Annotated in this window: 18 protein-coding genes; 14 read left to right on the top strand and 4 right to left on the bottom strand. The window is 54.0% G+C overall.

From position 1 onward, the window contains the following. The first annotated feature begins 134 nt into the window (after nt 1–134). Nucleotides 135–2294, top strand: coding sequence for a bifunctional acyl-ACP--phospholipid O-acyltransferase/long-chain-fatty-acid--ACP ligase (aas, locus tag OGX86_RS20155; RefSeq protein WP_048225394.1), 2160 nt, complete (start codon nt 135–137; stop codon nt 2292–2294). Continuing rightward, nucleotides 2287–3480: a lysophospholipid transporter LplT gene (lplT, locus tag OGX86_RS20150; protein ID WP_048225392.1), complete on the top strand. Its 1194-nt coding sequence runs from the start codon at nt 2287–2289 to the stop codon at nt 3478–3480. Before aas ends, lplT begins: the two co-directional genes overlap by 8 nt. Before the next feature lie 100 nt (nt 3481–3580). Here lplT and OGX86_RS20145 read toward each other — a convergent pair whose 3' ends face one another. From OGX86_RS20145 to mutH, 4 genes are all read right to left on the bottom strand, one after another. Continuing rightward, nucleotides 3581–4621: an NADP(H)-dependent aldo-keto reductase gene (locus OGX86_RS20145; protein WP_003825597.1), complete on the bottom strand. Its 1041-nt coding sequence runs from the start codon at nt 4619–4621 to the stop codon at nt 3581–3583. A 106-nt stretch (nt 4622–4727) separates the two neighbouring features. Then, complete coding sequence (ygdR, locus tag OGX86_RS20140; RefSeq protein ID WP_000758660.1) at nt 4728–4946, bottom strand: lipoprotein YgdR; 219 nt, start codon at nt 4944–4946, stop codon at nt 4728–4730. 144 nt (nt 4947–5090) lie between these two features. Then, nucleotides 5091–5804, bottom strand: a complete 714-nt coding sequence (locus tag OGX86_RS20135) for a TerC family protein (protein WP_003033961.1) — start codon at nt 5802–5804, stop codon at nt 5091–5093. A gap of 75 nt (nt 5805–5879) precedes the next feature. Beyond that, a complete protein-coding gene (gene mutH, locus OGX86_RS20130; protein ID WP_048225389.1) occupies nt 5880–6575 on the bottom strand; it encodes a DNA mismatch repair endonuclease MutH in 696 nt (231 codons plus the stop codon). Between the two features lie 684 nt (nt 6576–7259). Between mutH and rppH the strand changes: the two genes are divergently transcribed. The 12 genes from rppH to recD all read left to right on the top strand — a co-directional run bounded on the left by rppH (nt 7260) and on the right by recD (nt 25648). After that, entirely contained in the window at nt 7260–7790 is a 531-nt protein-coding gene (gene rppH, locus OGX86_RS20125) for an RNA pyrophosphohydrolase (protein ID WP_003825602.1), read from the top strand. A 12-nt stretch (nt 7791–7802) separates the two neighbouring features. Then, nucleotides 7803–10049: a phosphoenolpyruvate--protein phosphotransferase gene (ptsP, locus tag OGX86_RS20120; protein ID WP_003825604.1), complete on the top strand. Its 2247-nt coding sequence runs from the start codon at nt 7803–7805 to the stop codon at nt 10047–10049. A 190-nt stretch (nt 10050–10239) separates the two neighbouring features. After that, complete coding sequence (lgt, locus tag OGX86_RS20115) at nt 10240–11115, top strand: prolipoprotein diacylglyceryl transferase (protein ID WP_003825606.1); 876 nt, start codon at nt 10240–10242, stop codon at nt 11113–11115. A gap of 6 nt (nt 11116–11121) precedes the next feature. Then, a complete protein-coding gene (thyA, locus tag OGX86_RS20110) occupies nt 11122–11916 on the top strand; it encodes a thymidylate synthase (protein ID WP_003033990.1) in 795 nt (264 codons plus the stop codon). Nucleotides 11917–12098: 182 nt separating this feature from the next. Then, nucleotides 12099–12569, top strand: a complete 471-nt coding sequence (locus OGX86_RS20105) for a prepilin peptidase-dependent protein (RefSeq protein ID WP_048215628.1) — start codon at nt 12099–12101, stop codon at nt 12567–12569. After that, entirely contained in the window at nt 12560–13123 is a 564-nt protein-coding gene (locus tag OGX86_RS20100) for a prepilin peptidase-dependent protein (protein WP_286640527.1), read from the top strand. The genes OGX86_RS20105 and OGX86_RS20100 overlap by 10 nt, the downstream gene beginning before the upstream one ends. Continuing rightward, entirely contained in the window at nt 13120–13527 is a 408-nt protein-coding gene (locus OGX86_RS20095; RefSeq protein ID WP_048225386.1) for a DUF2509 family protein, read from the top strand. Before OGX86_RS20100 ends, OGX86_RS20095 begins: the two co-directional genes overlap by 4 nt. Further along, nucleotides 13512–13835: a prepilin-type N-terminal cleavage/methylation domain-containing protein gene (locus OGX86_RS20090; protein WP_008785708.1), complete on the top strand. Its 324-nt coding sequence runs from the start codon at nt 13512–13514 to the stop codon at nt 13833–13835. Before OGX86_RS20095 ends, OGX86_RS20090 begins: the two co-directional genes overlap by 16 nt. A gap of 12 nt (nt 13836–13847) precedes the next feature. Beyond that, complete coding sequence (recC, locus tag OGX86_RS20085; RefSeq protein WP_286640525.1) at nt 13848–17216, top strand: exodeoxyribonuclease V subunit gamma; 3369 nt, start codon at nt 13848–13850, stop codon at nt 17214–17216. A gap of 179 nt (nt 17217–17395) precedes the next feature. Then, on the top strand, nt 17396–20284 hold the full coding sequence (ptrA, locus tag OGX86_RS20080; RefSeq protein ID WP_032944851.1) for a pitrilysin: 2889 nt from the start codon (nt 17396–17398) through the stop codon (nt 20282–20284). Beyond that, nucleotides 20277–23822, top strand: a complete 3546-nt coding sequence (gene recB, locus OGX86_RS20075; RefSeq protein ID WP_286640524.1) for an exodeoxyribonuclease V subunit beta — start codon at nt 20277–20279, stop codon at nt 23820–23822. Before ptrA ends, recB begins: the two co-directional genes overlap by 8 nt. Further along, on the top strand, nt 23819–25648 hold the full coding sequence (gene recD / locus OGX86_RS20070; protein ID WP_168978760.1) for an exodeoxyribonuclease V subunit alpha: 1830 nt from the start codon (nt 23819–23821) through the stop codon (nt 25646–25648). Before recB ends, recD begins: the two co-directional genes overlap by 4 nt. Nucleotides 25649–25691: the final 43 nt, after the last annotated feature.

Raw genomic sequence — 25691 nt, 5'->3', positions numbered from 1 at the left:
CTCTTGCACCAACCTGCGCGGATGCGCAGGTTTTTTTTCGGATTGTATTTACCAGTTACCTGTCGCGCCAATTCCCCAACTCGTATACTCTCCCACCATTGATGTTTATATAATTAATGGCACAGGGAGTTGAGATGCTATTTGGCTTTTTTCGTAATCTGTTTCGCGTGCTTTTCCGCGTTCGCGTCACGGGCGATGTCAGCGCGCTACAGGGAGAACGCGTTCTAATCACTCCCAACCATGTCTCATTTATAGACGGCATCCTGTTGGCGCTCTTTTTACCGATTCGTCCCGTCTTCGCTGTTTACACCTCGATCAGCCAGCAATGGTATATGCGCTGGCTAACCCCGCTGATTGATTTCGTACCGTTAGATCCAACCAAACCGATGTCGATTAAACATCTGGTTCGTCTGGTCGAACAGGGCCGTCCGGTGGTTATTTTCCCGGAAGGACGTATTTCGACCTCCGGCTCGTTAATGAAAATTTATGACGGCGCGGGGTTTGTTGCCGCTAAGTCGGGGGCGACGGTGGTTCCTGTGCGCATTGAAGGCGCGGAGCTTTCCCGCTTTAGCCGCCTGAAAGGTTTGGTTAAACAGCGATTCTTCCCGCGCATCCGCTTACACATCCTACCGCCCACACAACTGCCGATGCCGGAAGCTCCGCGTGCTCGCGATCGCCGCAAAATTGCCGGAGAGATGCTGCATCAAATTATGATGGAAGCACGCATGGCGGTTCGTCCGCGTGAAACGCTATACGAGTCGCTGCTGGCGGCGAAATACCGTTTTGGCGCAGGCAAAAACTGCATTGAAGATGTTAACTTTACCCCGGACAGCTACCGCAAGCTGCTGACAAAGACGCTCTTTGTGGCCCGTATTCTGGAAAAATACAGCGTCGAAGGTGAAAAAATCGGCCTGATGCTGCCAAACGCGGGGATCAGCGCAGCGGTCATTTTTGGCGCCATTGCGCGCCGACGCATTCCGGCCATGATGAACTACACCGCGGGCGTGAAAGGATTAACCAGTGCCATTACTGCGTCTGAAATTAAAACGATCTTCACATCCCGACAGTTTCTCGATAAAGGCAAACTCTGGCATTTACCGGAACAGCTCACCCAGGTGCGTTGGGTTTATCTGGAAGACTTAAAAGCTGATGTGACCTTTAGCGATAAGCTGTGGATTTTCTCACATCTGCTGGCACCGCATCTGGCGCAGGTGAAGCAGCAGCCGGAAGACGCTGCGGTGATCCTCTTTACTTCTGGTTCAGAAGGCCATCCGAAAGGTGTGGTTCACAGTCATAAAAGCATTCTGGCGAACGTTGAGCAGATCAAAACGATTGCCGATTTCACCGCCGATGACCGTTTTATGTCGGCGCTGCCGCTGTTCCACTCCTTTGGCCTGACGGTGGGATTATTCACGCCGCTACTGACTGGCGCAGAAGTGTTTCTTTATCCCAGCCCGCTGCATTACCGCATTGTGCCAGAGCTGGTATACGACCGGAACTGCACCGTGTTGTTTGGTACTTCAACGTTCCTCGGCAACTACGCGCGTTTTGCGCATCCGTACGATTTCCACCGCCTGCGCTATGTGGTGGCGGGAGCGGAAAAACTTCAGGACAGCACAAAGCAGCTGTGGCAGGAGAAATTTGGCCTGCGCGTTCTTGAAGGCTATGGCGTGACGGAATGTGCGCCGGTTGTGTCGATTAACGTACCAATGGCGGCAAAATCGGGAACGGTAGGGCGCATCTTGCCTGGTATGGATGCTCGACTGTTGGCTGTTCCGGGAATTGAGGACGGTGGGCGTTTACAGCTGAAAGGTCCTAATATTATGAGCGGCTATTTGCGCGTCGAAAAACCTGGCGTGCTGGAAGTGCCGACAGCAGAAAATGCGCAAGGTGAGATTGAGCGCGGCTGGTATGACACCGGAGACATCGTGCGCTTTGATGAAAACGGCTTTGTACAGATTCAGGGGCGCGCTAAGCGATTCGCTAAAATTGCCGGAGAGATGGTTTCGCTGGAAATGGTTGAGCAACTGGCGCTGGCGGTATCCTCAGACAAAATGCACGCCACGGCGATCAAGAGTGATGCCAGCAAAGGTGAGGCGCTGGTGCTGTTCACTACCGACAGCGAGCTGACACGTGAAAAACTACAGCAGTATGCGCGGGCGCACGGTGTACCTGAACTCGCCGTACCGCGTGATATTCGCCATCTGAAGCAACTCCCCTTACTCGGCAGCGGTAAGCCGGATTTTGTTACGCTGAAAAGCTGGGTCGATGAGCCGGAAAAACAACATGAGTGAGTCAGTGCACACTAACACTTCAATCTGGTCCAAAGGGATGATGTCCGTTATCGCCGCGCAGTTCCTGTCGGCGTTTGGCGATAACGCGTTGCTGTTTGCTACGCTGGCGTTGCTGAAAGAACAATTCTATCCGGACTGGAGTCAGCCAATCCTGCAAATGGTGTTTGTGGGCGCTTACATTCTGTTTGCCCCCTTTGTGGGACAGGTGGCGGATAGCTTTGCCAAAGGCAGAGTGATGATGTTCGCGAACGCTCTGAAACTGCTGGGTGCGGCGAGTATTTGCTTCGGCATTAATCCGTTTCTTGGGTATACGCTGGTGGGAATCGGCGCGGCGGCGTATTCACCGGCCAAGTACGGCATTCTCGGTGAACTGACTACCGGCGACAAACTGGTGAAGGCTAACGGCCTGATGGAAGCCTCCACCATTGCCGCGATTTTGCTCGGTTCTGTCGCCGGCGGCGTTCTGGCCGACTGGCACGTGATTGCCGCGCTTTCTGCCTGTGCCCTGGCCTATGCTGGCGCCGTGGTGGCTAACCTGTATATCCCGAAACTGGCCGCGGCTCGTCCTGGCCAGTCCTGGCATCTGGGGAAAATGACGCGCAGTTTCTTCTGTGCCGCCTCCTCGCTGTGGCGCAACGGTGAAACACGCTTCTCGCTGGTGGGAACCAGCCTTTTTTGGGGCGCGGGCGTTACGCTGCGTTTTCTGCTGGTGCTGTGGGTCCCGGTGGCGCTCGGCATCACCGATAACGCCACACCGACCTACCTCAATGCCATGGTAGCAATCGGGATTGTGGTCGGTGCGGGTGCGGCCGCGAAGCTGGTAACGCTGGAAACCGTGTCGCGCTGTATGCCTGCGGGGATCCTGATTGGCGTCGTGGTGCTGATTTTCTCTCTTCAACATTCGCTGCTTCCGGCCTACGCATTGCTGATGCTTATCGGCGTGTCGGGTGGCTTCTTTGTGGTGCCGTTGAATGCGTTGCTGCAGGAACGGGGTAAGAAAAGCGTCGGCGCGGGTAATGCGATAGCGGTGCAAAACCTGGGTGAAAACAGCGCGATGCTGTTGATGCTGGGGGTTTACTCACTGGCGGTGCTAGTGGGGATCCCGGCAGTTGCGATTGGTATTGGATTTGGTGCGCTGTTTGCGCTGGCGATTGCGGCGCTGTGGATTTGGCAGCGCCGCCAATAGTCTGTTGTATGCTGTTGCCGGATGGCGGCGTTGCCTTATCCGGCCTACAGGATGCTCACTTTGTAGGCCTGATAAGCGTAGCGCCATCAGGCGCTAACTGTTACGGTGCAGGATAGGTATACACCTGATGCACCGCTTCAATCTCTGCCAGTACTTCTTCGCTCAACTCCAGATGCAGGCTTTCAACGTTGGTTTTTAGCTGCTCCATCGTCGTGGCGCCCAGCAAAGTGCTGGCGACAAACGGCTGACGACGCACGAATGCCAGCGCCATTTGCGCAGGATCCAGATTATGGCGTTTCGCGATATCCACATAGGCCGCAACGGCTTTCTGCGTCTGCTCGCCGCTGTAGCGCGTGAAACGGCTAAACAACGTATTGCGTGCACCGGCAGGTTTCGCGCCGTTCAGGTATTTCCCGGTTAACGTACCGAAGCCCAGGCAAGAGTAAGCCAGCAGCTCAACGCCTTCATACTGGCTCACTTCAGCCAGTCCAACCTCAAAGCTGCGGTTCAGCAGGCTGTAGGGGTTCTGGATGGTGGCGATGCGTGGCAGATCGTGTTTGTCCGCCAGGTGCAGATAGCGCATCACGCCAAACGCGGTTTCATTAGAAACGCCGATGTAGCGAATTTTCCCGGCGCGCTGAAACTCGGCCAGAGCGTCCAGCGTATCGAGAAGGGAAACGACCGGCGCGGAGTCTGTCCAGCTGTAGCCTAACTTACCAAAACAGTTGGTCGGGCGCTGCGGCCAGTGAACCTGATACAGATCCAGATAATCGGTTTTCAGTCTTTTCAGGCTGTCGTGCAGCGCTTCACGGATATTTTTACGGTCCAGCGCCTGATTCGGTCGAATGCCGCTGTCGTTGTTACGTGATGGTCCGCTGACCTTAGACGCAACGATCAGCTTTTCGCGGCTGCCGTGTTTGGCGAGCCAGTTACCTACGTAGGTTTCGGTGAGACCCTGGGTTTCAGGACGCGGCGGTACCGGATACATCTCGGCAACGTCGATCAAATTAATGCCCTGTGCTACTGCATAATCGAGCTGTGCATGTGCGTCGGCTTCGCTGTTTTGTTCACCAAACGTCATTGTGCCCAGCCCCAGTGTACTGACTTCCAGCGAGCTGTGGGGTATACGGTGATATTGCATAGCCGTTTCCTTTTTATAATCACGACATAAGGATTATAAAAATGGCTGAGGGAAGAGAAAAAGGGAAGTAAAATTGTTAAGGCCAGCGCGCTGCTGACCTCAACCATCAGCGTTCAATGATTTGAGACACATCATCGCGGTTAATCTGCATCGCATTGCCCTGCTGGTCGTGATAGCTCACCAGACCGGTATCATCGTCAATTTCTGGTTTTCCATCGGTCAGGATCATTCGACCATCTTTTGTCGCCATTACATAATCGCTGCTGCATCCGGAAACGGCAAAAGCCAGTCCTACGGCGGAAATCAAAACTGCCCATTTTTTCATCTGCTTATCCTCACATGGCCTGCGTCTGACAATAGTTTAGTAATAACGCGAAGTTGTGCAGGGTGAAAGCAGTAAAATCTTAAACTGTGAGAAGGGGTAGGTGTGGCTGGCATTCGCTCCCCTTGCGGGGAGCGATGGATTTCATCAGAGCGGATTTTTTTTATTACGCCACAGGTTCAGGGTCTCTACCGCGATAGAGAAGAACATGGCGAAATAGATATATCCTTTCGGAACGTGGACGTCGAAACTTTCCAGAATCAGCGTAAAACCGACCAGAATCAGAAACGATAGCGCCAGCATTTTCACCGAAGGGTGGCGATCGACAAACTCGCCAATTGGGCGCGCGGCAAACATCATCACGCCTACGGCAATCACCACCGCCGCCATCATAATAAACAGATGATCGGACAAGCCAACCGCAGTAATCACGGAATCCAGACTGAAGATAATGTCTAACAACATGATCTGCACAATCGCGCCCAGGAAAGAAGATACGCGGGTTTTTAACCCCTCTTCCTCACCTTCAATGGATTCGTGGATCTCCTTGCTGGCTTTCCAGATCAGGAACAATCCCCCCAGCAGAAGGATCAGGTCACGTGCTGATATCGCCTCGCCAAACAGCTCGAATAACGGGTTTGTCAGCCGCGTTACCCAGGCGATAGAAGCCAGCAGTGCCAGACGCATGATCATCGCCGCCGCCAGCCCAATACGTCGGGCATGATTGCGTTGCGCTGTCGGGAGTTTGGCTACAACCAGAGAAAGGAAAATAATATTGTCGATCCCAAGAACGATCTCCAGCAGCGTCAGCGTACCGAGCGCAAGCCAGGCGTTAGGATCGGTTATCCATGCAAATAACATCGAACAAAGTCCTGCCAAAAAAAAGAAGCGGTAATTATAGGCCCGTAACGCGGCGGGTGAAAGGCCGGACGGTGCCTATTGCGCCTGGAACAAGAAATGTCGCTCAAGCAATGCGCGGGTGAAGTTCTTTTTCAGGTAAAAGCCGCGTGGCAGGGTCAGGATGGGTTCGCCGTTGGCGCCAATGGCCTCGGTAAGCGCGCGGGCGTTGGCGGCTTTAGGACGCAGTTGCAGTACTTCCCCATGGCGAGCGGTGATGCGTTCGACGTGGCCTAGTACAATCATGTCCATTAGTTCTTCCCAGTCCAGCCGTAATTGCTGCTCTTCTTCTTCATTCGGGCTCCACAGCAGGGGAGAGCCGACGCGGCGCTCAGCCAGAGGGATGCTGCGTTCGCCTTCTACCGGGATCCACAGAACACGTTTGAGTTTGTGTCGTACATGGCTGGTTTCCCAGGTGACGCCGGTATTGCCGGTTAACGGTGCCACACACACAAAGGTGGTTTCCAGCGGTCTGCCAAGACTGTCCACAGGGATCGTTTTCAGCTCCACGCCCAGCGCCGCAAAATCCTGCTCTGGTTTACTGCCCGCGCTGGCACCGAGCCAGATTTCCAGCAGGACGCCAATCCAGCCTTTATCGCGCTTAAGATCCTTCGGCGTAACGATCCCCGCCATTGCCGCTAATTCTCCTAACGCGTAGCCCGAAAGCTGCCGTGCCTGGCTCAGCAACTGGGCTTCAGATTCAGGGGGAGAAAGCAACGGACGGAGTTCTGGCATCGGGTTAACCCTTAGGTGAAAAAATGAGCAATGATTTTATACCGTGTGGACAGAGTTTATCTTTTTCCACATGCTTTATTCAATTCTATGATTTATATTGGTTTTTAGATTCACGTTCGCAGAGTTGCGCAACAGCGAAGCGGGTTTTCCAATTCTGGTCACTGACAATGAACAGGATCTTACACCATGTTATCCACAGAAAGATGGGATAACTGTGAAAAACCCCCACTACTGTTTCAATTTACAGCCTTGACGTGCGACGAAAATCTAATTTTCACACAAATTGTGCCTAACTTATTGGCATAATCTGTGGATAAAAACAACGCTGGTCGATCTTTCATCAGCGTGAAGATCGTATGCGTGATGCACATCACATTTCTGTGTGTTTATCTGCGTGGATCGGTTTTAACTTTATGAATGTATAAGAGTATTTTTGATATGTGACGAATGTCTTATTCGGACTGTTCTGGGTTTTCCCATAGTAATTCCGTACTTCTTCACAACTATATCCACAGAAAAGGTGAATAAAATCGCCTTGCTTGCCCTTCTTCTGTTTATAACTCGGCCTTTAACTGTGAGTTATTCAATTGTTATTAGAATATCGCACCCTTAACAGAGTGGTTTACCGCCCCTCAGGAGTGTGAAACAATCGTTTGTATATAAGGTTTATGTTGAGGTAGTCCGGTGATTGATGACGATGGCTACCGCCCGAATGTAGGGATAGTAATTTGTAACCGCCAGGGGCAGGTCATGTGGGCCCGGCGATTTGGTCAGCACTCCTGGCAATTCCCACAAGGTGGGATCAATGCAGGAGAGACAGCAGAGCAGGCGATGTACCGGGAACTCTTTGAAGAAGTGGGTCTCAGTCGTAAAGATGTACGGATCCTTGCTTCTACTCGTAACTGGTTGCGTTACAAGTTACCGAAACGTTTGGTGCGTTGGGACACAAAGCCGGTTTGTATCGGCCAGAAACAAAAATGGTTTCTTCTGCAATTGGTCAGCAGCGATGCTGAAATCAATATGCAAACCAGCAGTACACCTGAGTTCGACGGCTGGCGCTGGGTGAGTTACTGGTATCCGGTTCGACAGGTGGTGTCATTTAAACGCGATGTCTATCGCAGGGTGATGAAAGAATTCGCAAGTGTTGTCATGGCGCTTCAGGAGAGCACTCCTAAGCCACAAAGCGCACCTGCGTACAGACGTAAAAGAGGTTAAGCTACGCAAATTATGCTCACCCGCCTGCGCGAAATAGTCGAAAAGGTGGCCAGTGCTCCGCGTCTGAACGAAGCGCTGAATATACTGGTTACCGACATCTGTCTTGCGATGGATACAGAGGTCTGCTCGGTCTATCTGGCCGATCACGATCGACGTTGTTATTACCTCATGGCGACCCGGGGACTAAAAAAACCACGTGGTCGCACTGTCGCACTCGCGTTTGATGAAGGTATCGTTGGCCTGGTTGGCAGGCTGGCGGAACCTATCAACCTCGCCGATGCGCAAAAACATCCCAGCTTTAAATACATTCCTTCGGTAAAAGAAGAGCGTTTTCGTGCATTCTTAGGCGTACCGATCATTCAGCGTCGCCAGCTTTTAGGTGTGCTGGTGGTGCAGCAGCGTGAACTGCGTCAGTACGATGAAAGTGAAGAGTCTTTCCTCGTCACGCTCGCCACGCAAATGGCGGCCATACTTTCGCAGTCGCAGCTAAACGCGCTGTTCGGCCAGTACCGTCAAACGCGCATCCGTGCGCTGCCAGCCGCTCCCGGTGTGGCAATAGCCGAAGGTTGGCAGGATGCGACGCTGCCGTTGATGGAACAGGTCTACCAGGCTTCAACGCTGGATCCTGTGCTTGAACGCGAGCGACTGACCGGTGCGCTGGAAGAGGCGGCGAACGAATTCCGCCGCTACAGCAAGCGTTTTACCGCTGGGGCGCAGAAAGAAACGGCGGCGATCTTTGATCTTTACTCGCACTTACTTTCCGATACCCGTCTGCGCCGCGAGCTGTTTGCGGAAGTGGATAACGGTTCGGTGGCCGAGTGGGCGGTTAAAACGATCATCGAAAAGTTTGCCGAACAGTTCGCCGCGCTGAGCGATAACTACCTCAAAGAGCGGGCCGGAGATTTACGCGCGCTGGGCCAGCGTCTGCTGTTCCACCTTGATGACTCTATCCAGGGGCCAAATGCCTGGCCGGAACGCTTTGTGTTGGTGGCGGACGAACTTTCGGCGACCACGCTGGCGGAGCTTCCTCAGGACCGGTTAGTTGGCGTGGTTGTCCGGGACGGCGCAGCCAACTCTCATGCGGCAATTATGGTGCGTGCGCTGGGTATCCCTACCGTCATGGGGGCCGATATCCAGCCGTCGGTGCTGCATCGCCGTACGCTGGTGGTGGACGGTTATCGCGGTGAACTGCTGGTCGATCCGGAACCGGTATTGATCCAGGAATACCAGCGTCTTATCAGTGAAGAAATTGAGCTGAGCCGCCTGGCGGAAGACGACGTCAACCAGCCAGCACAGCTGAAAAGCGGCGAGCGCGTGAAGGTGATGCTCAATGCGGGCCTCAGCCCGGAACATGAAGAAAAGCTGGGTAGCCGAATCGACGGCATTGGCCTGTATCGCACCGAAATTCCGTTCATGCTGCAAAGCGGTTTTCCTTCGGAAGAAGAACAGGTTGCGCAGTATCAGGGGATGCTGCAAATGTTTAACGACAAGCCGGTGACCCTGCGTACGCTGGATGTCGGCGCCGATAAACAGCTGCCCTATATGCCGATCAGTGAAGAGAACCCCTGCCTTGGCTGGCGAGGGATCCGCATAACGCTCGATCAGCCGGAGATCTTTTTGATCCAGGTTCGCGCTATGCTGCGTGCGAATGCGGCAACCGGAAACCTGAGCATTTTGCTGCCGATGGTAACCAGCATCGATGAAGTGGACGAAGCGCGACGTTTGATTGAACGCGCCGGACGCGAAGTGGAGGAGATGATCGGTTACGAGATCCCGAAACCGCGCATTGGCATTATGCTGGAAGTTCCGTCGATGGTGTTCATGCTGCCGCATCTGACAAACCGTATAGACTTTATCTCGGTTGGAACCAACGACCTTACCCAGTACATACTGGCCGTCGATCGTAACAACACACGGGTAGCCAGCATTTATGACAGCCTGCATCCGGGGATGTTGCGTGCGCTGGCGATGATTGCGCAGGAAGCCGAAAGAAGCGGTATCGATTTGCGCCTGTGTGGTGAAATGGCGGGCGACCCGATGTGCGTGGCTATTCTGATCGGTCTCGGTTTCCGTCATTTGTCGATGAACGGTCGTTCTGTCGCTCGCGTAAAATATCTGCTGCGCCATATCGATTTTGATGAGGCGCAAACGCTGGCGCAGCGCAGCCTGGAGGCACAGATGGCAACAGAAGTACGCCATCAGGTAGCGGCCTTCATGGAGCGTCGTGGCATGGGGGGCTTGATTCGCGGGGGATTGTAGGTCTGACAAGCGTAGCGCTATCAGGTATTACGGGGGATAGAGATTACCTATACAGATCTTTTACATCTTCCCGGCATCCGCTTCTAACCCCTTGTGCTATCATTCGCACCTTTGGAGCGCCTGCATTATGCAGGCGCGCTTATCAATTGCTGTCTGACTTCAGCGAAATAACAAGAACTTGTGGTGACAGATGACCAGTAGCTATCTGCATTTTCCGGATTTCGATCCGGTCATTTTCTCAATCGGACCCGTCGCGCTTCACTGGTACGGCTTAATGTATTTGGTGGGGTTTATTTTCGCGATGTGGCTGGCGACGCGCCGCGCGAATCGTCCGGGCAGTGGCTGGACCAAAAATGAAGTAGAAAACTTACTGTATGCGGGCTTCCTCGGGGTTTTCCTCGGTGGGCGTATTGGTTACGTACTGTTCTATAACTTCCCGTTATTCCTCGATAATCCCCTGTATCTGTTCCGCGTCTGGGACGGCGGTATGTCCTTCCACGGTGGACTTATCGGTGTGATCCTGGTGATGATTATCTTCGCCAAACGCACTAAGCGTTCGTTCTTCCAGGTTTCTGATTTCATTGCCCCGCTGATTCCATTTGGCCTGGGTGCAGGGCGTCTGGGCAACTTTATCAACGGTGAGCTGTGGGGACGCGTTGACCCGAACTTCAAGTACGCCATGCTGTTCCCCGGCTCCCGTACCGAAGATATTTTACTGCTGCAAACTAACCCGCAATGGCAGTCTATTTTTGATACCTACGGCTCGCTGCCACGCCACGCCTCACAGCTTTATGAGATGGCGTTGGAAGGCGTTGTGCTGTTTATCATTCTGAACTTGTACATTCGCAAACCGCGCCCGATGGGTTCGGTATCCGGTCTGTTCCTGATTGGTTATGGCGCGTTTCGTATTATTGTTGAATTCTTCCGCCAGCCGGATGCGCAGTTTACCGGCACCTGGGTACAGTACATCAGCATGGGGCAGATCCTCTCTATCCCGATGATTGTCGCAGGCATTATTATGATGGTTTGGGCGTACCGCCGCAGCCCACAGCAACACGTTTCCTGAGGAACCATGAAACAGTATTTAGAACTGATGCAAAAAGTGCTGGATGAAGGCACACAGAAAAACGACCGTACCGGAACCGGAACGCTTTCCATTTTTGGTCATCAGATGCGTTTTAATCTGCAGGAAGGGTTCCCGCTGGTTACGACTAAACGCTGCCATTTACGCTCGATCATTCATGAGCTGCTGTGGTTCTTGCAGGGCGATACTAACGTTGCCTACCTGCATGAAAACAACGTCTCAATCTGGGACGAATGGGCGGATGAAAACGGTAATTTAGGCCCGGTTTACGGCAAACAATGGCGCGCGTGGCCTACGCCAGATGGTCGCCATATCGACCAGATCACCACCGTGCTAAACCAGCTGAAAAATGATCCGGACTCTCGCCGCATTATCGTTTCCGCATGGAACGTCGGTGAGCTGGATAAAATGGCGCTGGCACCGTGCCATGCGTTCTTCCAGTTCTACGTGGCGGATGGCAAGCTCTCCTGCCAGCTGTATCAGCGTTCGTGCGATGTGTTCCTCGGCCTGCCGTTTAACATTGCCAGCTACGCTTTGCTGGTACACATGATGGCGCAGCAGTGCGATCTGGAAGTGGGTGATTTTGTCTGGACCGGCGGCGACACGCACCTGTACAGCAACCATATGGATCAAACGCATCTGCAGCTTAGCCGTGAACCGCGCGCGCTGCCGAAACTGGTTATCAAACGTAAGCCTGAATCAATCTTTGACTATCGCTTCGAAGACTTCGAAATTGAAGGCTACGATCCGCACCCGGGTATTAAAGCACCGGTAGCTATCTAACCTGTTTCATGCTGTCACAACCGACGCCCATGTGCGTCGGTTTTTTTGTCTCAAATCGCGTTCTTCGGCGTGGATTCCTGAAATATTGCAACGGCCTGTAACGTGCTAAATATTCCCCATAGCTCGCCGTAGAAACCGAATTTCCCGCTCGTTATTCATTTTCCTCACGCCATACTGGCGACATGAAAAAACAACAAGGTTACACGCTTCTCGAAACCCTGATTGCGATGCTGATTGTCGCGGCGCTTGGTGCATCTGGACTGTATGGTTGGCAGCGCTGGCAGCAGCAACAGCGGCTGTGGCAGACCGCCTGCCAGGTGCGGGACTACCTGCTGCAACTGCGTGAAGATGCTAACTGGCGTAACCGCGATCATGTGATAAGCGTGATTCGGGATGGCACATCATGGTGTTTTGTCAGCTCTGCGGCTTCGCAAACCACGTGTCGACCCGCTTCGTCTTTGGTTTTTACATCGCCCTGGGACGACGTCGAAATGGCAGAGATAACACCTTCACTGGCCTTTTTTGGACTGCGCAATACGGCATGGGCCGGACATATACGCCTGAAAAATACGGCAGGGGAATGGCGCGTGGTGGTGTCTGGCTGGGGACGAATCAGGCTTTGCGAGCGCGATGAGGCCAGATTATGTCAGTAAATGAACGGGGATTTTCACTGCTGGAGGTGCTCATTGCCATGGCGATTAGCAGTATTTTACTGCTTAGCTCAGCACGATTTTTACCGGCGCTACAGCGAGAGATTCTGCGTAACACACGCCAGTTAGTACTGGAAGATGAAATATGGCAGCGGGTCTACACCGTGGCGAAGCATCTTCAGCGGGCGGGGTATTGCCGGGGACACTGTGTCGGAGAGGGACTGGTGATATCGGCTAAGGGAGACTGTGTTATTGCCCGCTGGGATGCCAACAGCAATGGCGTTTGGGAAAACAGTCCCGTGAAAGAGGCTGATTCTATAGGGTTTCGTTTACAGGACAAGGTGTTGGAAACCGTGCGTGGAGCCACCGGCTGCACTGGCAAAGGATGGGACAAAATGACCGATCCGGCCACGATGCAGATTGAGGCATTCCAGGTTGAAAGGCTGAATTTCAGCGGATATTCCCCGCTTCTTACGCTGCGTTTGCGTGGAGTGAGCAATGACGAACCACAAAAAGTTGTTGAAGCGGTCTACAGCGTTACGGGATTCAACCTGTGAACCGTGAGCGAGGCGTATCTTCTCTGGCAATGGTCCTGTTGCTGCTGGTGCTCGGTAGTCTGCTGCTGCAAGGCGTTAGCAGACAGGAGGCCAGTTTTGCTGCGCGTGTGGCCACACAAAGTCAGGCGCTGCAGCGTCAGGCGGTAGTGCAATCCGCGATGGAATGGGGGCGTACGCAGCCCTGGCGCTTACAACCCGCCGTACAGTGTCGGCGCGATCCCACGCAGGATGCCGCGGTTTGCCTGCGCCTGCTTACCAATAATTTTGTTCTGCTTATTGCCCACTATGAAGGGATATCGTTATGGCGTCAGGGGGTGGTTATTGATGGCAACATAGAATTCTCGGCGCGTGGCTGGAGCGATTTTTGTCCGCTAAAGGAGCAGACGTTATGCCAGATCCCCTGAACAGACAGCGTGGCTTTAGTCTGCCGGAAGTGATGCTGGCAATGGTACTGATGATCATGATTGTAACCGCGTTGTCAGGATACCAGCGGGTGCTAATGAACAGCTTTATCATCAGAAACCAGTATCAGCAACTCTGGCGCCACGCCTGGCAGCAAACCCAGCTATACCCGTTTTCATCGCCTGTGAACTGGCAGGTTAACCGAATGCAGACAACGAGAGCGGGATGTGTCAGCATCAACGTTATAATTTCTTCACCCCTCGGCAGGCAGGGTCAGATGACGCGTCTGCATTGCCCGAATCGTCAGTAGTCAGGAGTCGCTATGTTAAGGGTCTACCACTCCAACCGTCTGGATGTGCTGGAAGCGTTAATGGAATTTATCGTTGAGCGCGAGCGGCTGGACGACCCCTTTGAGCCTGAGATGATCCTGGTTCAAAGTACCGGTATGGCGCAGTGGCTACAAATGACTCTTGCACAGAAGTTTAGTATTGCCGCCAATATCGATTTTCCGCTGCCCGCGAGTTTTATCTGGGATATGTTTGTGCGCGTGCTGCCGGATATCCCGAAAGAGAGTGCGTTCAGCAAACAGAGTATGAGCTGGAAGTTGATGACGCTGTTGCCACAATTGCTGGATAGCGATGACTTCGCATTGCTACGCCACTATCTGACGGACGATACTGATAAACGTAAGCTTTTTCAGCTTTCCTCGCGCGCGGCTGACCTTTTCGACCAGTATTTAGTCTACCGCCCTGATTGGTTGACCCAGTGGGAATCGGGGCGACTGGTTGAGGGACTCGGCGAGTCTCAGGCCTGGCAGGCACCGTTGTGGAAAGCGCTGGTGGAATACACCGCGGAATTGGGCCAGCCGCGCTGGCATCGTGCCAATTTATACCAACGATTTATTCAGACCCTGGAAAATGCGTCTGAATGTCCGCAGGGGCTGCCTTCTCGCGTCTTTATTTGCGGAATTTCGGCGCTACCGCCGGTTTACCTGCAGGCCTTGCAGGCGTTGGGTAAGCATATTGATATTCATCTGCTGTTTACCAACCCTTGTCGCTACTATTGGGGCGACATTAAAGATCCTGCCTGGCTGGCGAAGCTGATGGCTCGTCAGCGTCGGCACAGCTTTGAAGAACGGCATCTGCCGCTGTTTCGTGATAACCAGAAAGCCGAAGGATTATTTAACAGCGATGGCGAACAGGATGTGGGCAACCCGATGCTGGCCTCGTGGGGCAAGCTGGGGCGTGATTACATTTATTTGCTTTCGGAGCTGGAAAACAGTCAGGAACTGGATGCGTTTGTCGATATTACGCCTGACAACCTTTTGCATAATATTCAATCAGATATTCTGGAACTCGAAAGTAATGCCGTGGCGGGCGTTACGCTGGAAGAATATTCCCGTAGCGACAATAAACGCCGGCTTGAGCTGAACGACACCAGTGTGACTTTCCATGTCTGCCATAGCCCACAGCGCGAGGTGGAAATTCTTCATGACCGGCTGTTGGCCATGCTGGAAGCGGACCCAACGCTGACGCCGCGCGATATTATTGTGATGGTGGCGGACATCGACAGCTACAGCCCATTCATTCAGTCGGTCTTTGGTAGCGCGCCAGCCGAGCGTTACTTACCTTATGCAATATCTGACCGTCGGGCACGCCAGTCTCATCCCGTCTTACAGGCCTTTATCAGCCTGCTGTCGCTGCCGGATAGCCGTTTTGTCTCAGAGGATGTCCTGGCGTTACTGGATGTTCCCGTGCTGGCGGCGCGTTTCAACATTGATGAAGAAGGGTTGCGCTATCTTCGCTTATGGGTCAATGAATCCGGGATTCGTTGGGGAATTGACGACGATAACGTGCGTGAACTGGAACTTCCACCTACAGGTCAGCATACATGGCAATTTGGTTTAACGCGTATGCTGCTCGGCTACGCGATGGAAAGCTCGCAGGGCGAGTGGCAATCGGTATTGCCTTACGATGAGTCCAGCGGCCTGATTGCCGAGCTGGTAGGGCATCTGGCCTCGTTGCTGATGCAGCTTAATCTCTGGCGTAGAGGGTTAGCGCAGGAACGTCCGCTGGAAGAGTGGCTACCCGTTTGTCGGGAAATGCTTAATGATTTCTTCCTACCGGACGCGGACACCGAAGCGGCAATGACGCTGATTGAACAGCAGTGGCAGGCCATTATTACCGAAGGTTTAGGGGCTGAGTACGGCGATGCTATACCGCTCTCTCTGTTGCGTGATGAGCTAGCCCAGCGCCTTGACCAGGAACGCATCAGCCAGCGCTTCCTGGCGGGGCCCGTTAACATTTGTACGCTGATGCCGATGCGCTCCATTCCGTTCAAAGTGGTGTGCCTGCTGGGTATGAACGATGGGGTTTATCCGCGTCAACTTGCGCCGCTGGGCTTTGATTTAATGAGCCAAAAACCGATGCGGGGCGATCGCAGTCGTCGCGATGATGACCGCTATTTGTTCCTCGAAGCATTAGTTTCGGCACAGCAGACGCTCTACATCAGCTACATTGGCCGCTCTATTCAGGATAACAGCGAGCGCTTCCCGTCGGTGCTGGTACAAGAACTGATGGACTACATCGGGCAAAGCCACTACCTGCCGGGCGATGAATCGTTGACCTGCGATCAAAGCGAGGCAAGGGTAAAAGCGCACATAACCCGTTTGCATACCCGTATGCCCTTTGATGCACAAAACTATTTGCCGGGCGAACAGCAAAGCTATGCCCGGGAATGGCTGCCTGCGGCGAGTCTGTCAGGAAAAGCGCACACGGATTTTGTGCAGCCTCTTCCCTTTGAAATGCCAGAAACGCTAACGCTGGAAACGCTGCAGCGATTTTGGGCACATCCGGTACGCGCCTTTTTCCAGATGCGTTTAAGGGTCAACTTCCGCTCTGAAGAGAGTGAGATCCCGGATACGGAACCTTTCACTCTTGAAGGGGTGACCCGCTACCAGCTTAATCAGCAATTGCTTAATACGCTGGTTGAAGAGAACGATGCTGAACGACTGTTCCGCCGTTTTCGTGCGGCGGGCGCGCTACCCTATGGGCCGTTTGGCGAAATTCTGTGGGATACGCAGCGTCAGGAAATGCAGTCGCTGGCTGAACGCATTATCGCCTGTCGTCAGCCCTGTCAGAGCATGGAAATCGATCTTAACTGTCACGGCGTGCAAATCACCGGTTGGCTGCCGCAGGTGCAAGAGGATGGTTTGTTGCGCTGGCGCCCATCTTTGATAAGCATTGCGCAGGGTGTGCAACTTTGGCTGGAACATCTTGTCTATTGTGCCAGTGGCGGTAGGGGAGAGAGCCGATTGTTCCTGCGTAAAGACGGAGAATGGCGTTTTCCGCCGCTGGATGCAGAACAGGCGTTGCTGTACCTGTCGCAACTCATTGAGGGGTATCGGGAAGGCATGTCGTCACCGTTGCTGGTATTGCCCGAAAGCGGTGGTGCATGGATAAAAACCTGTTATGACGCCGCAAATGATGCCATGTTAGATGACGATGCAACGTTGCAAAAAGCGCGCAGTAAGTTTCTGCAAGCCTATGAAGGCAACATGATGGTACGTGGCGAAGGTGATGATATCTGGTATCAGCGTCTTTGGCGTCAACTGGATGCTGATACGCAGGAGGCTATTGTTTTACAGTCTCAGCGCTACCTGTTACCGATTTTTCGCTTTAATCAGTCATGATGATTGTATAAAAATTGCGCAATTCGATGGCTTCCACTATGATGCGCATTCTGTCACGGACTGATTCTTACAAAGAGAAGATGCTGGCTCGTTCAGCACATAGTCTTGCCCTGTTCAGATCATGTATTTATGCGTGGTTTGTAGTGAACAGGTGAATTCGTTAATGATGAGGTTTGTGAATGCCCCGCAGCACCTGGTTCAGCGCATTACTGTTGTTCGTCGCCCTTTGGGTTCCCGTAAGTCAGGCAGATACCGGTTGGCAGCCTTTAGCTGAAACCATCCGTAAAAGCGATAAAGACACCCGTCAGTATCAGGCCGTGCGCCTTGATAACGGCATGGTTGTGCTGCTGGTATCCGATCCTCAGGCCGTGAAATCCCTTTCTGCACTGGTAGTCCCCGTGGGCTCGCTGGAAGATCCGGACGATCATCAGGGGCTGGCGCACTATCTCGAACACATGTGTCTGATGGGCTCGAAAAAATACCCACAGCCAGACAGCCTGGCTGAATTCCTGAAAATGCACGGCGGTAGCCACAATGCCAGCACTGCGCCTTATCGTACGGCCTTCTATCTTGAAGTTGAAAACGACGCGCTGGTGGGGGCGGTGGATCGCCTGGCGGATGCTATTGCCGATCCATTGCTGGATAAAAAATATGCCGACCGCGAGCGTAACGCGGTTAACTCCGAGCTGACGCTGGCGCGTACCCGAGACGGGATGCGTATGGCGCAGGTGAGCGCTGAGACGATCAACCCGGCGCACCCTGGTTCGCGTTTCTCTGGCGGGAATCTTGAGACATTAAGCGATAAACCGGGCAACCCGGTGCTGCAAGCATTACAAAAATTTCATGAAAAGTACTACTCTGCGAACCTGATGAAGGCGGTGATTTATAGCAATAAACCGCTGCCAGAGCTGGCGCGGATAGCGGCTGACACCTTTGGGCGCGTACCGAACAGGAATATCGCAAAGCCTGAGATTACCGTCCCGGTCGTCACTGATGCGCAAAAGGGCATCATCATCCACTATGTTCCGGCAATGCCGCGTAAAGTGCTGCGCGTCGAGTTTCGTATCGATAACAACAGCGCGCAGTTCCGCAGTAAAACCGATGAACTGGTGACCTACCTGATTGGCAATCGTAGCCCGGGCACGTTGTCTGACTGGCTGCAAAAGCAGGGCCTGGTTGAAGGTATTCGCGCAGACTCCGATCCGGTGGTCAACGGGAACAGCGGCGTATTAGCCATTTCCGCGACGTTAACCGACAAGGGGCTGGCGAACCGCGATGAAGTTGTCGCGGCAATCTTTAGCTACCTCAATTTGTTACGCGAGAAAGGTGTCGATAAACGCTATTTTGACGAGCTGGCGCACGTGCTGGATCTCGATTTCCGTTATCCCTCCATCACCCGTGATATGGACTACGTGGAATGGCTGGCTGATACCATGATCCGCGTTCCCGTCGAGCATACGCTGGATGCGGTGAATATTGCTGACCAGTACGATGCGAAAGCCGTTGAGCAACGTCTGGCAATGATGACGCCGCAGAATGCGCGTATCTGGTATATCAGCGCGAAAGAGCCACATAATAAAACCGCTTATTTTGTCGATGCGCCTTACCAGGTGGATAAAATCAGCGACAAAACCTTTGCCGACTGGCAGCAAAAAGCGCAGGGCATTGCGCTGTCGTTACCGGAGTTGAACCCCTACATTCCGGATGATTTCACGCTGATTAAGACGGATAAAAAATACGCTCACCCAGAGCTGATTGTTGATGAGCCGGATTTACGCGTGGTGTATGCCCCGAGCCAGTATTTTGCCAGCGAGCCGAAGGCTGACGTCAGCGTGATCCTGCGTAACCCGAAAGCCATGGACAGCGCCCGCAACCAGGTCTTATTCGCCCTGAACGATTACCTGGCAGGGATTGCGCTCGATCAGTTAAGTAACCAGGCATCGGTAGGTGGAATTGGTTTCTCTACCAACGCTAACAATGGGTTGATGCTTAACGCCAACGGCTACACCCAACGTTTGCCGCAGCTTTTTCAGGCGCTGCTGAGCGGCTATTTCAGCTATACCTCAACGGACGAACAGCTGGAACAGGCGAAATCCTGGTATGCCCAGATGATGGATTCCGCAGAAAAGGGTAAAGCTTACGATCAGGCTATTATGCCGGTGCAGATGCTTTCTCAGGTGCCGTACTTCTCCCGCGACGAGCGCCGTAAGCTGCTGCCTTCCATCACCCTGAAAGAGGTGATGACCTACCGCGACGCTTTAAAAACCGGTGCGCGACCTGAATTCCTGGTCATTGGCAATATGAGCGAAGCTCAGACAACGAGCATGGCGCGGGATATCCAAAAACAGCTTGGTGCGAACGGGTCACAGTGGTGTCGCAACAAAGATGTGGTTGTGGACAAGAAGCAGTCCGTCATCTTTGAAAAAGCAGGCAGCAGCACGGATTCAGCGCTGGCCGCGGTATTTGTACCAACCGGATACGATGAATACGCCAGTTCAGCCTACAGCGCTATGTTAGGTCAGATTGTTCAGCCGTGGTTCTACAATCAGCTGCGTACTGAAGAACAGCTAGGCTACGCCGTATTTGCTTTCCCGATGAGTGTTGGCCGTCAGTGGGGAATGGGGTTCCTGCTGCAAAGCAGTGATAAGCAGCCGTCTTACCTCTGGGAGCGTTATAAAGCGTTCTTCCCGACGGCGGAAGCGAAGCTACGGGCGATGAAACCTGAAGAGTTCGCGCAAATTCAGCAGGCGATTATTGCGCAAATGCTGCAGGCGCCGCAAACGCTGGGGGCAGAAGCCTCACAGTTAAGCAAAGATTTTGATCGCGGCAATATGCGCTTCGATTCACGTGATAAAATAGTGGCTCAGATTAAACTGCTGACGCCGCAAAAACTTGCCGACTTCTTCCATCAGGCGGTGGTTGAGCCGCAAGGCATGGCGATATTGTCACAGGTTTCCGGCAGTCAGAATGGGAAAGCAGAATATGTGCACCCGGAAGGCTGGAAAGTGTGGCAGACCGTCAGCGCGTTGCAGCAAACCTTACCCCTGATGAGTGATAAGAATGAATGATGCCGCTGAGTCCCTTGATCCACTGCGCTTGCCTCTGACGGGCGAGCGCCTGATTGAAGCCTCTGCGGGCACCGGTAAAACCTTTACCATCGCCGCCCTATATTTACGTTTACTGCTTGGACTGGGCGGCTCTGCCGCCTTTCCTCGTCCTCTGACCGTCGAAGAACTGCTGGTGGTCACCTTCACCGAGGCGGCTACCGAAGAGTTGCGCGGTCGAATTCGTAGCAATATTCATGAACTGCGAATTGCCTGCCTGCGTGAAACCACCGACAACCCGCTATATGCCCGTTTGTTAGATGAAATTGCCGATAAAAAACAGGCCGCGCAGTGGCTGCTATTGGCTGAAAGACAGATGGATGAAGCGGCGGTGTTTACCATCCACGGCTTTTGTCAGCGTATGCTCAGTCTCAATGCCTTTGAGTCAGGCATGCTGTTCGAACAGCAACTGATAGAAGATGAATCGCTGCTGCGCTATCAGGCCTGCGCGGACTTCTGGCGTCGGCACTGCTACCCGCTGCCCCGCGACATTGCGCAGGTGGTTTTTGAAACGTGGAAAGGACCGCAAGCGCTGCTGAGAGATATCGATCGCTATCTGCAGGGGGAAGCGCCGGTTATCAAGGCGCCACCGTCTGATGACGAAACGCTGGCCTCCCGGCATGAACAAATTCTCGCACGCATTAATCAGATCAAGCAGCAATGGTGTGATTCTGTTGATGAGCTGGATGGCCTGATGGAAGCCTCCGGAATTGACCGGCGTAAATTTAATCGCGGTAATCAGGGCAAGTGGATCGAAAAGATCAGCGCGTGGGCGCAGGAAGAAACACAAAGTTACCAGCTTCCTGACGCGTTGGAGAAATTCTCACAGCGTTTTCTGGAAGAGCGCACCAAAGCGGGCGGGATAACCCCTCAGCACCCGCTGTTTGTCGCTATTGATGAACTGCTTAGCGAACCGTTAACTCTCCGCGATCTGGTGATCACCCGGGCGCTGGCGGAGATCCGCTCGGCAGTTGCCGAGGAAAAACGTCGCCGTGGCGAGCTGGGTTTTGACGATATGCTCAGCCGTCTGGATGTGGCGTTGCGCAGTGAAAGCGGCGATGCGCTGGCGACGGCTATTCGTACTCGTTTTCCGGTCGCCATGATCGATGAATTCCAGGATACCGATCCACAGCAGTACCGTATTTTTCGTCGGATCTGGCAGCATCAGCCGGATACCGCACTGCTGCTAATTGGTGATCCGAAACAGGCAATTTACGCGTTTCGCGGCGCGGATATCTTCACCTATATGAAGGCGCGCAGCGAAGTCAGCGCACACTATACGCTCGATACCAACTGGCGTTCGGCCCCCGGCATGGTCAATAGCGTGAATACGCTTTTCAGCCAGATGGACGACGCCTTTATGTTCCGCGAAATCCCTTTCAGCCCGGTAAAATCCGCAGAAAAAAACCAGGCGTTACGGTTTGTTTTGCACGGCGAAACGCAGCCAGCTATGAGTATGTGGCTGATGGAAGGAGAAAGTTGCGGCGTAGGCGATTATCAGAGCTACATGGCCCAGGTGTGCGCCACACAAATTCGCGACTGGCTTAAGGCCGGGCATTCTGGCGCAGCGCAACTGGTCAGTGGCAAAGCATCCAGCCCGGTACGCGCGTCAGATATCAGCGTACTAGTGAGAAGCCGCCAGGAGGCGGCGCTGGTCCGTGATGCGCTGACGCAACTGGCCATTCCCTCTGTCTACCTCTCCAACCGTGACAGCGTATTTGAAACGCTGGAAGCGCAGGAGTTGCTATGGGTGCTGCAGGCGGTGATGACGCCGGAACGTGAGAACACGTTGCGTAGCGCGCTGGCGACCTCAATGATGGGGTTGAATGCGCAGGATATTGAAGCGTTAAATACCGACGAGAATGCCTGGGATGCGGTGGTTGAAGAATTCGACGGCTATCGTCAGATCTGGCATAAACGCGGCGTGATGCCGATGCTACGTGCGCTGATGACGGCTCGCCAGATTGCAGAGAACCTGCTGGCGACGGCGGGAGGCGAACGTCGACTGACCGACATTTTACATATCAGCGAACTGTTGCAGGAAGCGGGCTCGCAGCTGGAAAGCGAGCATGCGCTGGTGCGCTGGTTGTCCCAGCATATTCTTGAACCCGACAGCAACGCGTCCAGCCAACAGCTCAGGCTGGAAAGCGACAAGCATCTGGTCAAAATCGTCACCATCCATAAATCGAAAGGGCTGGAGTATCCGCTGGTCTGGCTGCCGTTTATCACCAATTTCCGCGTTCAGGATCAGGCTTTCTACCACGATCGTAGCTCTTTTGAAGCCGTGCTGGATCTCAGCGATGCTGAGGAGAGCGTTGAGCTAGCCGAAGCAGAACGTCTGGCGGAAGACCTGCGTTTGCTGTATGTCGCGCTAACCCGTTCGGTATGGCACTGCAGCCTTGGCGTTGCGCCGTTGGTACGACGTCGGAGCGATAAAAAAGGGGATACCGATGTGCATCAGAGCGCCCTTGGTCGCCTGTTGCAAAAAGGTGAGCCGATGGATGCCGTGGGTCTGCGTAGCGCGATTGAAGCGCTTTGTAGCAACGATATTGCTTGCCAGACTCCCGCGCAGCCTGACGGTGAACCTTGGCAGGTTGCGCAGGCTGTTAGCAGCGAACTGAGTGCGAAAATACTGCAGCGTAAGCCCGGCGATAGCTGGCGCGTGACCAGTTATTCCGGTCTGCAACAGCGTGGACAGGGTATCGCACAGGATCTGATCCCGCGACTGGATATCGATGCCGCAGGCGTCGGTGAGGTTATTGAAGAGTCAGGACTTACACCGCATCAGTTCCCGCGCGGCGCTTCGCCGGGTACGTTCTTGCATGGCCTGTTTGAAGATCTCGATTTTACGCAACCGGTGGATCCGCATTGGGTCGAGGAGCAACTGGCGTTGGGCGGTTATGACGCACACTGGACGCCGGTTTTGACCGAATGGCTGGACGCTATTTTGCAGGCGCCTCTCAACGAGACGGGCGTGAGTTTGAGCCAACTTTCCGCGCGAGAAAAACAGGTGGAGATGGAGTTTTATCTGCCGATTTCGCAGCCGTTGATGGCCAACCAGCTTGATGCGTTAATTCGCCAATACGATCCGCTATCGGCGGGGTGCCCTGCGTTGGACTTTATGCAGGTTCGCGGCATGCTGAAAGGCTTTATTGACCTGGTATTCCGCCACCAGGGGCGTTATTACCTGCTCGATTACAAATCGAACTGGTTGGGCGAAGACAGCTCCGCCTATACGCAGCAGGCAATGGCCTCTGCCATGCAGGCGCATCGCTACGACCTTCAATACCAACTTTATACCCTCGCGCTGCATCGCTACTTACGCCATCGCATTGCTGATTACGATTATGAACGCCATTTTGGAGGCGTTATCTATCTCTTCCTGCGCGGCGTTGACAGTGAAAATCCGCAGCAGGGAATTTACGCGACCCGACCTGACGGAGAGTTGATTGCGTTGATGGACGAGATGTTTGCCGGTGCGGTGCAGGAGACGATGTTATGACAATCCAGAAACGATTTCTGGAGGCTGTTGAGCAAAAACAGCTCCGGCCTCTGGATGCTCAGTTCGCGCTGGCGGTTGCCGGAAGTGACAACCCTGCCGTTGCGCTGGCTGCGGCGTTGCTCAGTCGTGAAGCGGGAGAAGGGCACGTCTGCTTACCGCTTTCACGGTTATCTCTGAGCGAGGACGCGCATCCTCTGTTAAGCGCCTGGCTAGCTGAAACGGGTGAGCCAGAAGACTGGGCGGAATGTCTGCTGGCTTCCAGTGCGGTAAGCCGTGGCGAGCAACCCACGCCGCTGGTGCTGTACGGCGATCGCTTGTATCTGAACCGGATGTGGCACAACGAACGTACGGTAGCTCGCTTTTTCAGTGAAGTGAACCACGCCATTGAAGTGGATGAACAACGGTTGACCCACACGCTGGCGGCGCTGTTTCCGCCATCGGAGGGGGTTAACTGGCAAAAAGTAGCCGCTGCTGTTGCGCTCACCCGCCGGATATCGGTGATCTCAGGCGGACCGGGGACGGGAAAAACGACAACGGTCGCAAGGCTGCTGGCGGCGTTGATTCAAATGGCAGACGGTGAGCGCTGTCGTATTCGACTGGCGGCGCCAACGGGAAAAGCGGCTGCGCGCCTGACCGCCTCACTAGGCGCGGCGTTACGAGAGCTACCGCTAACCGATGAGCAAAAGAAACGCATCCCCGATGATGCCAGTACGCTGCATCGATTATTAGGCGCTCAGCCTGGCAGTCAGCGCCTGCGTCATCATGCGGGAAACCCGCTGCATTTGGATGTGCTGGTGGTGGATGAAGCCTCGATGATTGATTTGCCGATGATGTCGCGCCTTATCGATGCGCTGCCGCCACACGGACGGGTGATTTTTCTGGGCGATCGCGACCAGCTCGCTTCCGTCGAAGCGGGGGCCGTGCTGGGGGATATCTGTGCTTTCGTTGGTGACGGGTTTACCCCGGAACGCGCCCGCCAGCTCAGTCGCCTGACCGGGAGCGCTATTCCTGCCGGTTCGGGAATTCAGGCAGCAGCGTTGCGCGACAGTCTGTGCCTGCTGCAAAAGAGCTACCGTTTCGGCAGCGATTCCGGAATCGGTCAGTTGGCTGCGGCAATTAATCGCGGCGACAAAACTGCGATAAAAACGGTGTTCCAGCAGGGATTTAGCGACATCGAAAAAAGCACGCTACACAGCAGCGAGGATTATGCCGCGATGCTGGATGAGGCGCTGGCGGGATATGGGCACTACCTGGATTTGCTGCACGGGGGGGCCGAGCCGGGGGCTGTCATTCAGGCCTTCAATGAGTATCAACTGCTATGCGCCCTGCGGGAAGGTCCGTTTGGCGTTAGTGGTTTGAATGAACGCATTGAGCAGGTGATGGCGCAGAAACGTAAAATTCATCGTTTGACCCATAGCCGCTGGTATGAGGGAAGGCCGGTGATGATCGCGCGCAATGACAGTTCGCTGGGATTATTTAACGGTGATATCGGCATTGCCCTCGACCGTGGACAGGGCCTGAGGGTGTGGTTTGCGCTGCCGGATGGTTCTATCAAATCGGTGCAGCCCAGCCGCTTGCCTGAACATGAAACCACCTGGGCGATGACGGTGCACAAATCGCAGGGATCTGAGTTTGACCACGCGGCGTTGATTTTACCCAGCCAGCATTCACCCGTGGTTACCCGCGAGCTGGTCTATACTGCCGTTACCCGCGCGCGTCGCCGCCTGTCGCTGTATGCCGATGAGCGGATATTGAGCCGCGCCATTGCCACCCGCACTGAACGCCGCAGCGGGCTGTCAGCATTATTTAATGACGGCATGATGTAGATGTAGGCCGGATAAGCGTCAGCACCATCCGGCCTATAAAAGA

Origin of the sequence: Citrobacter sp. Cpo040 (assembly GCF_030332915.1) — a bacterium.
Lineage (GTDB): Bacteria > Pseudomonadota > Gammaproteobacteria > Enterobacterales > Enterobacteriaceae > Citrobacter > Citrobacter portucalensis.
Note: the sequence above shows the minus strand (reverse complement) of the source record. Positions and strands in the feature narration are given on the sequence as shown.

Bases quoted from the DNA above. Each gene is read 5' to 3' on its own strand.
- OGX86_RS20090 (WP_008785708.1), top strand. From the start codon at position 13,512: ATGCCAGATCCCCTGAACAGACAGCGTGGCTTTAGTCTGCCGGAAGTG.
- lplT (WP_048225392.1), top strand. From the start codon at position 2,287: ATGAGTGAGTCAGTGCACACTAACACTTCAATCTGGTCCAAAGGGATG.
- OGX86_RS20135 (WP_003033961.1), bottom strand. From the start codon at position 5,804: ATGTTATTTGCATGGATAACCGATCCTAACGCCTGGCTTGCGCTCGGT.
- ygdR (WP_000758660.1), bottom strand. From the start codon at position 4,946: ATGAAAAAATGGGCAGTTTTGATTTCCGCCGTAGGACTGGCTTTTGCC.
- mutH (WP_048225389.1), bottom strand. From the start codon at position 6,575: ATGCCAGAACTCCGTCCGTTGCTTTCTCCCCCTGAATCTGAAGCCCAG.
- OGX86_RS20100 (WP_286640527.1), top strand. From the start codon at position 12,560: ATGTCAGTAAATGAACGGGGATTTTCACTGCTGGAGGTGCTCATTGCC.
- OGX86_RS20105 (WP_048215628.1), top strand. From the start codon at position 12,099: ATGAAAAAACAACAAGGTTACACGCTTCTCGAAACCCTGATTGCGATG.
- OGX86_RS20145 (WP_003825597.1), bottom strand. From the start codon at position 4,621: ATGCAATATCACCGTATACCCCACAGCTCGCTGGAAGTCAGTACACTG.
- recD (WP_168978760.1), top strand. From the start codon at position 23,819: ATGACAATCCAGAAACGATTTCTGGAGGCTGTTGAGCAAAAACAGCTC.
- aas (WP_048225394.1), top strand. From the start codon at position 135: ATGCTATTTGGCTTTTTTCGTAATCTGTTTCGCGTGCTTTTCCGCGTT.
- ptsP (WP_003825604.1), top strand. From the start codon at position 7,803: ATGCTCACCCGCCTGCGCGAAATAGTCGAAAAGGTGGCCAGTGCTCCG.
- recB (WP_286640524.1), top strand. From the start codon at position 20,277: ATGAATGATGCCGCTGAGTCCCTTGATCCACTGCGCTTGCCTCTGACG.
- thyA (WP_003033990.1), top strand. From the start codon at position 11,122: ATGAAACAGTATTTAGAACTGATGCAAAAAGTGCTGGATGAAGGCACA.
- recC (WP_286640525.1), top strand. From the start codon at position 13,848: ATGTTAAGGGTCTACCACTCCAACCGTCTGGATGTGCTGGAAGCGTTA.
- lgt (WP_003825606.1), top strand. From the start codon at position 10,240: ATGACCAGTAGCTATCTGCATTTTCCGGATTTCGATCCGGTCATTTTC.
- ptrA (WP_032944851.1), top strand. From the start codon at position 17,396: ATGCCCCGCAGCACCTGGTTCAGCGCATTACTGTTGTTCGTCGCCCTT.